General features: G+C 39.7%; 12 protein-coding genes. 5 read left to right on the forward strand and 7 right to left on the reverse strand.

All coding sequences use genetic code 11. The features are described from left to right. Positions 1 to 159 precede the first annotated feature (159 nt). The 4 genes from CWD77_RS02800 to CWD77_RS02815 all read left to right on the forward strand — a co-directional run bounded on the left by CWD77_RS02800 (position 160) and on the right by CWD77_RS02815 (position 3,707). Positions 160 to 1,200, forward strand: a complete 1,041-nt coding sequence (locus CWD77_RS02800) for a hypothetical protein (protein ID WP_101071705.1) — start codon at positions 160 to 162, stop codon at positions 1,198 to 1,200. Between the two features lie 164 nt (positions 1,201 to 1,364). Then, positions 1,365 to 1,859 (forward strand): putative metallopeptidase, encoded by a 495-nt coding sequence (locus CWD77_RS02805; RefSeq protein WP_101071706.1) that lies wholly within the window; start codon positions 1,365 to 1,367, stop codon positions 1,857 to 1,859. A gap of 71 nt (positions 1,860 to 1,930) precedes the next feature. Then, positions 1,931 to 2,773: a 50S ribosomal protein L11 methyltransferase gene (gene prmA, locus CWD77_RS02810; RefSeq protein ID WP_101071707.1), complete on the forward strand. Its 843-nt coding sequence runs from the start codon at positions 1,931 to 1,933 to the stop codon at positions 2,771 to 2,773. A gap of 1 nt (position 2,774) precedes the next feature. Next, complete coding sequence (locus CWD77_RS02815) at positions 2,775 to 3,707, forward strand: Ppx/GppA phosphatase family protein (protein WP_101071708.1); 933 nt, start codon at positions 2,775 to 2,777, stop codon at positions 3,705 to 3,707. Positions 3,708 to 3,802: 95 nt separating this feature from the next. Here the strand turns inward: CWD77_RS02815 and CWD77_RS02820 are convergent, their stop codons facing one another. Next, complete coding sequence (locus CWD77_RS02820; protein WP_101071709.1) at positions 3,803 to 4,279, reverse strand: porin family protein; 477 nt, start codon at positions 4,277 to 4,279, stop codon at positions 3,803 to 3,805. Between the two features lie 127 nt (positions 4,280 to 4,406). On the opposite strand from CWD77_RS02820, the gene CWD77_RS02825 reads away from it, so the two are divergent. Continuing rightward, a complete protein-coding gene (locus CWD77_RS02825) occupies positions 4,407 to 5,042 on the forward strand; it encodes an RNA polymerase sigma factor (RefSeq protein ID WP_101071710.1) in 636 nt (211 codons plus the stop codon). A 108-nt stretch (positions 5,043 to 5,150) separates the two neighbouring features. Here the strand turns inward: CWD77_RS02825 and queG are convergent, their stop codons facing one another. The 6 genes from queG to CWD77_RS02855 all read right to left on the reverse strand — a co-directional run bounded on the left by queG (position 5,151) and on the right by CWD77_RS02855 (position 12,667). Further along, entirely contained in the window at positions 5,151 to 6,098 is a 948-nt protein-coding gene (gene queG, locus CWD77_RS02830) for a tRNA epoxyqueuosine(34) reductase QueG (protein WP_101071711.1), read from the reverse strand. Positions 6,099 to 6,183: 85 nt separating this feature from the next. Then, the gene (locus CWD77_RS02835; protein WP_101071712.1) at positions 6,184 to 6,903 is read right to left on the reverse strand and encodes an FKBP-type peptidyl-prolyl cis-trans isomerase; all 720 of its coding nucleotides are present in this window, start codon (positions 6,901 to 6,903) and stop codon (positions 6,184 to 6,186) included. 254 nt (positions 6,904 to 7,157) lie between these two features. Beyond that, positions 7,158 to 9,287, reverse strand: a complete 2,130-nt coding sequence (locus CWD77_RS02840) for a hypothetical protein (protein ID WP_101071713.1) — start codon at positions 9,285 to 9,287, stop codon at positions 7,158 to 7,160. A gap of 37 nt (positions 9,288 to 9,324) precedes the next feature. Further along, positions 9,325 to 10,320, reverse strand: coding sequence for an AAA family ATPase (locus tag CWD77_RS02845; protein ID WP_101071714.1), 996 nt, complete (start codon positions 10,318 to 10,320; stop codon positions 9,325 to 9,327). A gap of 17 nt (positions 10,321 to 10,337) precedes the next feature. Next, positions 10,338 to 11,744 carry a peptidylprolyl isomerase gene (locus CWD77_RS02850; protein WP_101071715.1) on the reverse strand — a complete coding sequence of 469 codons (1,407 nt, stop codon included), beginning with the start codon at positions 11,742 to 11,744 and terminating at the stop codon, positions 10,338 to 10,340. Positions 11,745 to 11,764: 20 nt separating this feature from the next. Then, positions 11,765 to 12,667, reverse strand: coding sequence for a peptidylprolyl isomerase (locus tag CWD77_RS02855; protein WP_101071716.1), 903 nt, complete (start codon positions 12,665 to 12,667; stop codon positions 11,765 to 11,767). Positions 12,668 to 12,672: the final 5 nt, after the last annotated feature.

The raw sequence follows: 12,672 nt of genomic DNA on the forward strand, positions 1-12,672 counted from the left end.
ACTCTGTATTTACAAGATAAGAACTCCTGAGTGGATAAGTAAAAAGAGAGTTTATGATCTGATATTTTTTTTATAAAAAAATGATAGACAAAGAACTTTTTTCTCGCTTAATAGAGTAGGTTAAGTTTGTTTTTTTTTAAAATTAAAATAATTACAGTCATGAGAATCTATAAAAATTTAGCGCTTAGTTTTATCGCACTATTCATTGGGTTTGCTTTTCTATTTACTTCGTGTTCTGACGACGTTTCCGGACCGGACTCTAATGAAGAGGAGGATGTAGTTGAGTATACGATTTCAACAACATCAAATGATGGGGGTTCAATTAGTCCAAATGGTAATATCACTGTAGAAGAGGGGGATGATCAAACGTTTGATATATCAGCCAGTTCGGGTTATGTGATACAAGATGTGTTGGTTGACGGTAGCTCAGAAGGAGCTGTGGAAAGTTATTCATTCGAAAATGTACAGAGTGATCACACCATTGAAGCAGTGTTTGAACAAGAACCTGATCTGCCCGAAACGACTCCCGTTCAGGTAGATCTTAGCTATTTTGATGATTCAGATGCAGGCACTGACACAGAATATCAAACATTTAATACGGCCAGCAGTTTTGCGGGGATGGCCAATACAACGCTTCAAAGCTATATGAGTTTTGGACAAATCTATTTTGAAATGAGTTCCAGTGAAGATACTGCATATGAAGACGGAATGTGGGTATGGGAGTATACATACGAGTCGATTACCATTCGAATTACAGCGGAGGATATCGGAGAAGGAATAGAATGGAATATGTATCTCGATGGATCGGATCCGGAAACCGGTGAGAATTGGGATAATCAGCGTTTGATGTCCGGCTATACGACTCACGATAATGGATATGGAGAGTGGTCTTATTATTCAGCTGATCCGGCTGTTACCGAACCTATTCTCTATTACGAGTGGGAGTTTAGTTCAGAAAGTGATTACTGGATGGAGCTGACTATAACGGATGATGAAACAGGAGAAGTGGGATCACTAACCTATGTAAAAGATGGTGCGGATAACACAATTAATTATGTAGATCTTCTTGAAGATAATTCTACAATGATTGTGTATTGGAATACCGACTCAAATACAGGATATATGGAAGAAGTAGGAGTGGAAAAAGTTTGCTGGAATGACAGCTATGTTACTACAAGTTGCAGTGAACTTGGGTACTAATTAACTAGAGTGAACACCTAAAGTGGAGGCCGTATCTGTGGATAACAGGTACGGCTTTTTTTGTGTTTAATATATATTATCTGTTCGCTATTCACTCTTACCTTTGATATCTTCGGCATCCACTCAAAAAAGAATTGTGAATTAAACCTGTCTAGTAAATAATTATGGCCGATAATGACTATCTGAAACCTGAAGGCGAAATCAAGCTAACGGATAAACAGTTGATGGAAGCTCCGGAAATTGAAGAAATTGCCAAAGAAGTTATTGAAACTCACAAAATTGAACTCGGCCCTGCTCAAGTAGGGTATCTTTTGGTTTATCCAAACATATCCAAGCAGAGAGCTGCAAAATGTATGAAAGCAACAAGAGAGGTGAAGCACTACTCCGGTAATGATTATCTGATTGAAGTGTCCGGAGATTTATGGGATATGCTCGATAAAGACACCAAAAAAATGTTGATGTACCATCAATTACTTCACATCGATCCTGTATTTAAAGCGAAAAATCAGGAGTGGAAAATGAAGGTAAGACGACCGGATTTCTCAGATTTTTATGAAATTAATGACAAGTATGGGAATGAGTGGTATAAAACCATTCAGGCTACGGTTTCCTCACTCTACGATTTAGACCCGAAGCAGGAGAGCAAGGTAAAAGTTTAGTTTTACCAAGAGTCTGAAATATTCTGCTTATTTTAAACTGAGAACTGAGAACTGAGATAGAGTAATATTGGATGAACTATATTAAACTGGTATTCAAACTTAAGGATCGTTATCAGGAACCATTTATTGCTGAATTGATGGAGATGGATTTTTACGGGTTTGAACAGTTTGATAACCGTTTGATAGCATACGTAGAAAAGCCCCGATACAATGACTCGAACCGGGAAATGATCGAACAGATGATAGGAATCTATCCCGACGCAGAGTTTGTAGAAACGGAAGATCTTGAAGAACAGAACTGGAATCAGGAGTGGGAAAAATCTATTCAGCCTCAGGTTATCGGACAGTTTTTTGTTCGTCCAACGTGGTCAACCGTAACTCCATCAAAGGGACAAATTCTCGTCGAAATCGATCCTAAGATGGCATTCGGGACCGGATATCACGCCACTACCCGTTTGATGCTTAATCAACTTTCATCGATTGATGTATCCGGAAAGAAAGTTTTAGACGCCGGAACCGGAACCGGAATATTGGCAATTGCTACGGTAAAATTAGGCGCAAAAAAGGCTGTTGGTTTTGATGTGGATTCCTGGAGTGAAGTAAACGCAACAGAGAATGCACTGATCAATAATGTTGGTGACCAGGTAGATATACGATTTGGAAGCGTTGAACAGGTTAAAGATACCGAGATTTTTGACGTGACCCTTGCCAATATTAACAGAAACGTTATTCTTGAAATTATTCCATTTCTGGTAAAGCATACGAATATCGGTGGAGATATATGTTTAACCGGTTTATTGAACACAGATGAAGATATCATACGGGAAGTGTTGAAGATTCACCCTGTAGATATTGTTGAGCAAACGAGAGAGGATGAATGGATTCTATTTCATTTAAAAAAGATTCAAGCCTAAGATGAATTCTTCACCTGTTTATGCTTCTATTGATATTGGAACCAACTCAGTGTTGCTACTTGTAGCTTGCTTTGATGATAATCAATTAGAGGTTTTAGACGAGTTACAGGAAATTCCGAGACTGGGAAAAGGTGTAGACAGTGATAAAAATTTGCATCCGGAGAGTTGTGAGAGAGTGATCAGTGTGCTTAAAAATTACCGTGCTTACCTTGAGCAAAATTATCCGGAATTAATTGATGAAGTAATTGTAACGGCAACCAGTGCAGTACGTGACTCATCTAACAGAAATCAATTTTTAGAACAGATATTTCAGGAAACCGGATGGGAAGTGAGACTTCTAAGCGGTGATGAAGAGGCTGAAACAACATATTCCGGTGCGATAAGTGTTTTGCCTTATCAAAATAAAAAATTTGTAGTGTTAGATATTGGTGGAGGCAGTACAGAAATTGCTGGGGGAAATGGCTTAGTGCTGAACAGTGGAATATCCGTGGATATGGGTAGCGTAAGGTTTTCGGAGAGATATTTACTGAACGATCCCCCGACGAGGGATCAAATAGAGGCAGTCCGAAGCGAAGCGCAGTCTTTGCTTGATAAAAATAGTGTTAGTCTACAAGGATTTGAACTTGTTGGGGTTGCGGGAACAGTGACTTCGATTGCTGCAATTTTATTGGGATTAAACGATTATCAAGCAGAAAAAATAAACGGCTATCGGTTAAAAAGAAGTGATGTCCAGCGCTTTATTAACGAATTTGCTAAAATTACCTCAAGGGAAATTGAAGAGAAGTACTCACCCTTTTTGAAAGGCAGAGGAGACGTGATTACCGGCGGACTTATCATTTTGGATGAGTTTATGAAACTGTTTGAATTTGACGAGCTAACTGTATCAACGGGTGGAATTCGTCACGGAATACTGATATCGAGTTTAAATCTATAAATGATGCCTGACTGTTTAATTACTTATATGAAATTAAAAAGGCGTTCATTAAAAATATGAACGCCTTACTCTGTCTTGATAGTCAGTGAATTCGTTTAATTGATTGGAAATCTTAATCCAACTGACACAACCAGTTGGTCATAATCACTTAAAGCATACTTGATTTCCGGTGCGAGCTTGGCAAAATCAAGATCGTACTCCAAACCTGCGCCAATGTTTAAACCCAATTCTGAGTTCGATACATCATTCATACCATCTAAATCGAAACTTTGACGAGCATAGTTTATACCTGATAAAGCATAGACAATAAGATCATCTTCTTTAACAAAAAGGTAATTACCATTCAGGTTAAGCTCCCAAAATGTGATGCCGTCGCCGGTGAAGTAATAGATGATATCTGCTCCTGCGCGGAAATCTTCATTTATTGTATAGATTCCATCAATTTTAAGACCGATTTCTTCTATATTTTCACCGTAAGCGAGGCCACCACCTACGCTTGTTTGTGCAACTGCAGTAGAATGAATTACAAATACAAAAATTAATGCAAGTGAATATGTCAGTAGTTTTTTCATAGTGCTATTGTTATGTTTATTTTCTGTTCGTGTAGAGGTTTAAATTTTATATACTCTCTACTATATATTAGCGTAAAGAGGCAGTTAAACCTATCATCGGTTTAACATCTTATTTGAATTTATTTAGATGTCGGACGATAAAATTAATACAGACCAACAGACGACGACCCGCGAAAATGCATCTGCAAGTAGTCTTGAAGATGATAAACTTGTAGAAAGAGCTGTTTCGGGCGATCAGGAAGCCTATAAAACACTTACTGAAAAATATGAGACGCCTCTTTATTACCATTTGATAAAAATGGTGAAGGATAAAGAGCAGGTTCGGGATTTGGTTCAGGAAGCATTCATGAAGGCATTTGACAACCTGGAATCATATAATACCAATTACGCTTTTTCTACCTGGCTTTATCGAATTACCACCAACCACGCCATCGATTATTTGCGCAAAAAAAAGCTGCAAACCACATCTATTGATGAGCCTTTGAAAACCAGGGAAGGTGAGATGAAAATTCAGATTGAAGATGAACAATCTGAAACCGATCGAACAATTATTCGAAAACAACGCAGCAGTATTATTCATGAAGCAATAGAAGAACTGCCTGAAAAATATCGAGTTGTAATCAAGCTTCGGCATTTCGATGAGCTGAGCTACGATGAGATTTCTGAACAACTCGATCTGCCTTTGGGAACTGTGAAGGCGCATATATTCAGAGCCCGTGAAATGCTTTACAAAGAATTAAAGGATAGAAGGGGAGAGTTTTAAATCTGAAAGGTTTAAAAACCTAATGTACTCGGGTGGTTATTTGCAATTCTGATACCTGCGCCAAAATTTATTTTGCTAATCCTTTAGAAAGGAAAGTCTCGGTAAAAATTATTTACTTTTTAAATTTTGTTCTGCCAGCTTCGCATTTCTGACAAACCACTTATGAGTGGCTCTGCGTACGGCACTCCCTTCAAATATATCGTCGAATTCTTTTTCTGTTATTTCGCTCCATTTACGATCGGCAGGGTAGAGAACATTTTCCCGGGGTTTTAAATCTTTATAATTTCCATATTCAGCCTTTCGATTCCAGGGACAGACATCCTGACAAATATCACATCCAAACATCCATTCGCCAAGTTGCTCTTGAAACTCTTTCGGCATGGTCTCTTTCATCTCTATGGTTAAGTAGGAGATACACTTGCTTCCATCCACTTTTTGAGGCTCGTATATTGCATCTGTAGGGCAGGCGTCGATACATTTGGTACAAGTGCCGCAGTGGTCCGTTTCAGGAGCATCATAAACAAATGGAACGTCCAGAATCATCTCCCCAATAAAAAACCATGAACCGTGTGTTTTGTTCATCAGCATGCTGTTCTTGCCAATCCAGCCATTACCGGATAGCCGTCCCCACGCACGGTCTAAAACAGGAGCGGAATCAACAAAAATGCGGCCGTTAATATCACCAATCAAATCCTGAGAGTAGCGAAAAAGATGTTTTAAACGATTTTTGAAGAGTTTGTGATAGTCTCTTCCGCGTGCATATTTAGAAATTTTTGGCACTTTATAATTCTGATCATACTGTTCGTTCTCTTCGAAGCGGTATCCTGCAATAACACTGACTACACTCTTCGCTCCGGGTACAAGTTTGGTAGGGTCTGTTCTTTTATCGAAATAGTTTTCCATCCAGTTCATATTTCCGTGATGACCGGAATTTAACCACTCCTCGAGCCTGTAGGCTTCCTCGTCCAGTTTACCGGCTTTGGCAAAACCGCAGCGATCAAATCCCAACTCAAGTGCTTTGGCACGGATGTGTATGGTATTTTTGAGGGGATCCATAGGATAGATGTGAGATATGAGAAATGAGACGTGAGAGATTTATGACTCACGCCTCATACTTCCAAAAAAAGATAGAAAAAGAGTATTACTCTTTGATGTCGATTAGTTCAACTTCAAAGATCAGTACTGAGCCCGGTAGAATAATGCTTCCGGGAGGTGGGTTTGTTCCATAAGCGAGTTCTGATGGAATAAAGAACTCATAAGTAGCACCTTCGCGCATTAACTGCAATCCTTCAGTCCATCCCGGAATGACGCCGTTTAATGGGAAAGTAATAGTCTGCTCTCTGCTGTAAGAACTGTCAAATTCTTCGCCTGAGATGAGCGTGCCGCGATAGTGTACTTCCACTTCATCTTCGGCAGATGGACGCTCACCTGATCCTTCTTCAATCACTCTGTACTGAAGACCGGATTCTGTAACCATTACATCTTCTTTCTCTGCATTCTCATCCAGAAATTCCTGACCTTCTGCACGTACTCCTTCAGCTTGCTCAGATCGCTCCATTTCCTGACGTTGCTGGATTTCCATCATGTATGATTGAATCGTTTGCTGCATTGCAGCCATCTCCATCTCAGGATCTTCTTCGGCTAATGCTTGTTGAAAGCCGGCAACAAAATTTTTCATTTCGATGTCGGTTAAACCTTCCTGCGCCATGCCGGATCCCTGAAGGAAGCCAATGCTGTAACTGACAGAATCAGCTTTTGAACTTAAATCTGCCTCAGAACTGTAATTGCCTGATTCGCAGGCTGAAAAAAGAAAAAGTGCCGTAAAGGCCAAAGTTATAAATGTATAGGAAAAGTATTTCATGAAGTAAATAAATCTGTAATAGTTATAGTTATGATTTAAGAGTTGAAAAGTCCAAGTAATAATTACCCTCAACTATAAAACCGAATACAATATAGTGGAGATATTGCAAAGTATCAGGAATCAGTTTTGTAAGTGTTAGAAATTTCGTTCACTGGTTAGAAGAAAGAAAATGCGGATCTACATCCATTGTGTGATAATTTTTTGTCTGATAAATTCTCCTTAGACAAAACCTCGTTATCTATTTATTGAAAGAGTTATACCATTGAGAGGGAACGCCTAATGAGCCATTCTGCAGTGAGTAATATCAGTACCGCAAAGAACCATAAATAATGAAATTGGAAAAGGTACGATTGCGTAGAAGTGATCTCTTCAATTTCCTCAAATAGCCTTTCATCCTCTAAATAAGTGTTAAAACGCTCGAAGTCGTGGTTTTCTAAAAATAATCCCCCACTGTTTTCCGCAATATTTCGCAACGTTAGATCATCGCGGCGTGTATTCAGGAGTTCAATATTTGATTGGCCGACCACTATTCTTGTTTCGTCGGTTCCAAGTTCCCGGTTATTCAGTGTTGCGACAGCTTCTGCTCTGTAAACTCCACTGGGTAATCTTCCGATATCGGCAGTATAGGTTTCTGAATTCGTGTTCGTCATTCTAAATGTCCGGTCAGAGACTTCTTCTTCTGTATCAATCAAACGAACTTCAATTAAGCCATTTGGTTCTGTTTCACCACGCTCATTGAATAAGGTGCCACGTAATTGAACGGATTCATTCTCTGTAAATTGGTTTTGAATGGGTTCAATGATTAGTCTCCTGCGATCGGGCGGCGTTGATGTCCATGAAACCAGGTTGTCTACCAAAGATCTGAAAAATTCAACGGTTTGATCCTGATTGCTTAATCGATATTGATACCAGCCATATGCATTTATGGATGATTGTCTCAAATTGCTTCCCTCATCGGATACTAAAACGGGAATATCTGTAGCTGTACCCTGAAAATTTGCAGTAAGCAGGGTTTGTCCTGAGGGAGCTACAGTATAATTCCCCTGATGTGCAGTCAAAGCTGGCAGAGAGCGCTCCGGAGGAATCGTCAGTTCCAGTAAGGGGTGTGTAAGATCAGCAGAAAGCCTCACTGGTCTGATATCAATGGGAGATTGCAGATTTTGATGAGTTATGATTTCTGAGCTGTTTAAATCTGATTCACCGGAAAATGATGATGGGAGTGCAAATGTAAGCAGAGGCTTTTGCTCAATCAGTTCATCTATTTGATTAGTGACGTCTGATCCTGTAGGAGGTTTACCGTGTAGTATAATAAGATCAATATCATCGATGTCTATGTCGGGAGAAAAAGGATCTGTATCAGCAAACTGATCTGTTCCGATCCAGGTGGATTTAATCAATTCATTCTGAATGTCTGTAGCAATTTGATTTCGAATTGCGGCAACATCAGGATGTATTTCGAAAGCGATCGAGAGAATCCGGGTTTTATCATCTAATACATCTGTTGTAAATTCAAACCGATTATTTTCAGTTGTAAACTCATTTTTAATGGGTGTGATTTCAACGGCTAACTCTTTGAAACCGGGTTCGCTGTATTGCCTGTCAAACTCTATTTGCTGACTGCCTGAAGCTGTTTGAATTTCAATTTCTTCAGATTCAATCAAAACACCATTTTCGATTAATCTCACTTCGGTACGTTCACCTTCAGCCTGCTGGTACTGTATTTCAGCAGTAATTCTGTTTACAGTATTCGTATAAACAGGGTCGTTAAAGTTTACATTGGCTACAGAAATATCTCTTACAGTTGTTGTATCTCCCAATGGAACAGTAAAAACCGGAATGGAAAGATCGGAAGAAGTGAATATTGGATTTCTTCCCTGAGTGGCTATTCCATCACTAAATATCACTGCGGCTGTAACCTGATTTTCATTTTCCAAAATATGATTCACAACAGCATTAAGGTGAGTACCTGAGCCATTCAGTTGTAAAGTTTCATCTGAATAAATTTCAGTATCGAACAGGTATTCAGAGTAGTTAAAACGATCATCTTGCACGTCACGAAACTGATCTATCCAGCCTTGATAATCATCTAAACCTGAATAGCTGCCCCTTTCCAGGGAAACACTGCTTGAATTATCAAAATAGACGGCAATTTGAGGCGTCTCAGTCGTGCTGGTCTCAAAGGTTAGAAATGGATTGAGCAGCAGTAAAATTAAAATAATGAGTGAGGAGGACCGAAGTGCAATTAACGCCCATTTCTTAACAGGACCACCTTTGGTCAAATCCCGGTAGCTGAAATATGCAACAGCAACAGACAGGAGAGCCAGTATTGTTAAAATCAGAAGTGGAAGTACAGGGCTCACTCCCTGAAAAAATGCACTGTACATACGCTAAATTATTGTGTGAATCTTGGCTTAATACACGTTAAAGTGTATTCAAGAGTTGGTCAATAATATCTACTGTAGTTAACCCTTCTGCTTCAGCTGCATAATTGGTTACAATTCTGTGTCGAAGAACAGGAATAGATAGTGCTTCCACATCCTCCATTTCAACATTGTAACGTCCTTTTGAAAGGGCACGGGTCTTTGCACCTAAAATCAAATATTGTGAGGCCCTTGGGCCGGCTCCCCAACTTAAATATTTATTGACGAATTCCGGAGCTTGATCTGTTTTAGGGCGAGTTTGAGTAACCAGTTTTATGGTTTTATCCAATACGTGTTCGGGTACCGGTACTTCCCGTATCAGCTTTTGAAAATCAAGAATCTGACTTTTCTCAAGTATAGATTCTATGCTTGTATTCCTTACTGATGTTGTCTGTTTTACAATTTGTTTCTCTTCATCCGGGTTAGGATAATTCAGATGAATATGAAACATAAATCTGTCGAGCTGTGCTTCGGGCAGGGGATAGGTTCCTTCCTGTTCAATTGGATTTTGGGTGGCCAAAACAAAAAATGGATCATCCAGTGTAAATGTCTGCCCGGATGCGGTCACTTTATGTTCCTGCATGCCCTCCAGAAGTGCAGCCTGTGTTTTTGGAGGGGTACGGTTAATTTCATCGGCGAGAACAATGTTTGCAAAAATGGGTCCCTTAATGAACTTGAAGTGTTTTCGACCGGTTTCTTTGTCATCCTCGATAACTTCGGTTCCGGTAATATCACCGGGCATTAAATCGGGGGTGAACTGAATCCTGCTGAACGAGAGATTCATCGTCTCGGCTACCGTTTGAATCAATAGCGTTTTGGCTAATCCCGGTACGCCTACAAGAACACAATGACCTCCTGAAAAGAGAGAGATTAAAAGCTGATCGACTACATCTGTCTGCCCAACAACAACTTTTGAAATCTCTTTTTTGATATCAGAAAAAGATCGGCTAAATAATTCGGCTGCTTTTTCCGGAACCTCCATTTTTACTGAACTCATAATAAAAAATGATATGATTAAGGAGTAGCGTCTATGGGCTCTTCCATTTCAGTCGGTTCCGTTAAACTTTCTACATCGGGCATTGGGATTTTAAACTCTATGTAAAATTCTTCCCGTAAATTTTCCAGCCAGCTTCTGAACTCGTTCATCTGCTTTTGTTGTAAAGCGATATCTCTGATGCGATCATAATCTTGTTCAAGACTCGCAATATGCTCGGGTATGTGTCTGTCTAAACGAACAATTCGAAACGCGCGGCTTACATTTTGTCTGGGTGGATTATATGACCGAGGTTCTGAAATTTGGCCCTCTTCTTCAAGCAGCAATACAATTCGGTAGAGTGCAGGTTCAAGCTGACTTATTGGGATTAAACGCTCACCTGTCTGCCTATTTACAACTCTGCCGCCAAAAGATTTAGTCTCTTCATCTTCAGAATATCTACGTGCCATTTCCGCAAATTGTTTGTCGTGATTAAGCACACTGTCTCTAATCGCAGTGAGCTTGTCTATGGCAATTTGTTCATCAACTTGTTCTTCATCAATTTCTACTAAAATATGACTGGTAGCAATTTGATCTCCTTGCCGATCATCTAATCGAATAACATGATATCCAAACTCAGTTCTAACCACTTCAGATATTTCGCCTTCTTCAAGTGCTGTTGCAGCAGCAGAATAGTTTGCTACCAAATCGTTGATCGGCAACATTGGAAGAGAACCTCCTCGCTGTGCCGACTGATCTTCACTATATTGACGAGCCATCTCTTCAAAACTCTTTCCGTGGTTTACAACAGAATCACGAAGTGCTTCAGCTTTTTGAAACGCCTGACTGCGGGCATCTTCGAGTGGGGGAGGAATTGCAACAATTTGAGATATACCGACCTGTTCCGGAATAGTGGGTAATTGATTATCCGGTATGTTATTAAAAAACTCTTCAACTTCTGGGCGGGTAATGTTGATATCACTCATTCTCGTCTGTTGAACTCGCTGAACAATCATCTGTTCTCTGAATTGGTCCCTGAAATCAGCTCGTAATTGAATTATACTTTTTCCAAAGGCTTCTTCAACAGCACTTTCACTTCCTGCCTGACGAACCAAATCATTAATTCTGGTATCCATCTGACGGTTTACCATGTCGTCTGACACTGTGATGGAATCAATTTGTGCTTGTTCCAGCATCACAAAGTTATCTACCATGCTTTGCAGAGCGCTATACCATAAATCTTCTGTAAACTCTACTTCTTCCCCCTGGGCTTCAGCTTGATTGATATATTGCCTAACTTCATCATCCACATCAGATTTGAGGATAATCCGGTCATTGACTACAGCGATAATTCGATCTGCCACATTGGATTGCTGTGCAAAAATGGATGAAGAAAATATAGTGAGTAGTACAGTAAGAAAGAGGAGCCTTTTTAAAAAATGAGTCATTATAACTTCAGGTAATTTACTTATTGAGTTGTGTTATTTTGATATTCAGATAGTATAGATTCGATATCCGTAACGTTCGTACGATCGATTTCATTATTCGCGCTGGCCTCAAGATACAGATTTCGAATGTAACTGTTCGTAATTCTTCTGGCTTTCTCGAGTTTCAACCACTCTTCAATCTGTGGAATAAGCCAATCAAGATCAGGATGATCGCCTGCAGGTCTTTCTTCCATCAGCTGCACTAAATGATAGTTTCCGCCATAAAAGTAGATAGGTGATCTTTCTGATAAACCAATTACAGTTAAATACTGATTGAGCATTGGAATATCTTCTCCTGCCATGGAAATGGGCCAGAATTGTTGGGATTGTCTGTATTGGAGGTCAGGATTTGTACTGTAATCCTCCAAAATTTCTCTCCAATCCCTGCCTCTCATGAGATCCCGGTTGGCGTTATCGGCATCAGTTCTTGTCTGAGTCGTGATATGGCGATAACGCACATATTTCTCATCCAGTGTGAATTGATCTTTGTGTGTTTGATAATAAGTTTGTGCTTCTTCACGTGTAACTTCAATCTCATCTAAATTTCTATCTACGAGATAATCTTTTAAAGCCTGCTCAAGCAGTTGATTTTCCATTCGTTGAAGTTTTCTACCAACTTCAGAAGTTTTATCTAATCCAATATTTTGAGCGTGTTTTACGGTAACTGCAGAGTTAATCCACTGGTCGGTGTAACTTTGAATGGCTTGCAGGGAATCTTGCTCAAGCACGGTTTTGGGGATCTCTTCCAAAGCCATTTGAAGAGTTAGTACTTCACCACCGGCACGAGCCAGAACGGGTGAATCTGTCTGTTGCAGACCGCCATTGCAAGCCGTAATCAACAATATACTTGAGAAGTAGAGTGACAGGTAGAAGATGTATTTCATAGACA

The sequence above is a fragment of the Rhodohalobacter barkolensis genome, from assembly GCF_002834295.1.
Classification (GTDB): domain Bacteria; phylum Bacteroidota; class Rhodothermia; order Balneolales; family Balneolaceae; genus Rhodohalobacter; species Rhodohalobacter barkolensis.

Bases quoted from the DNA above. Each gene is read 5' to 3' on its own strand.
- CWD77_RS02840 (WP_101071713.1), bottom strand. From the start codon at position 9,287: ATGTACAGTGCATTTTTTCAGGGAGTGAGCCCTGTACTTCCACTTCTG.
- CWD77_RS02845 (WP_101071714.1), bottom strand. From the start codon at position 10,320: ATGAGTTCAGTAAAAATGGAGGTTCCGGAAAAAGCAGCCGAATTATTT.
- prmA (WP_101071707.1), top strand. From the start codon at position 1,931: ATGAACTATATTAAACTGGTATTCAAACTTAAGGATCGTTATCAGGAA.
- CWD77_RS02850 (WP_101071715.1), bottom strand. From the start codon at position 11,744: ATGACTCATTTTTTAAAAAGGCTCCTCTTTCTTACTGTACTACTCACT.
- CWD77_RS02805 (WP_101071706.1), top strand. From the start codon at position 1,365: ATGGCCGATAATGACTATCTGAAACCTGAAGGCGAAATCAAGCTAACG.
- CWD77_RS02835 (WP_101071712.1), bottom strand. From the start codon at position 6,903: ATGAAATACTTTTCCTATACATTTATAACTTTGGCCTTTACGGCACTT.
- queG (WP_101071711.1), bottom strand. From the start codon at position 6,098: ATGGATCCCCTCAAAAATACCATACACATCCGTGCCAAAGCACTTGAG.
- CWD77_RS02800 (WP_101071705.1), top strand. From the start codon at position 160: ATGAGAATCTATAAAAATTTAGCGCTTAGTTTTATCGCACTATTCATT.
- CWD77_RS02825 (WP_101071710.1), top strand. From the start codon at position 4,407: ATGTCGGACGATAAAATTAATACAGACCAACAGACGACGACCCGCGAA.
- CWD77_RS02815 (WP_101071708.1), top strand. From the start codon at position 2,775: ATGAATTCTTCACCTGTTTATGCTTCTATTGATATTGGAACCAACTCA.
- CWD77_RS02820 (WP_101071709.1), bottom strand. From the start codon at position 4,279: ATGAAAAAACTACTGACATATTCACTTGCATTAATTTTTGTATTTGTA.
- CWD77_RS02855 (WP_101071716.1), bottom strand. From the start codon at position 12,667: ATGAAATACATCTTCTACCTGTCACTCTACTTCTCAAGTATATTGTTG.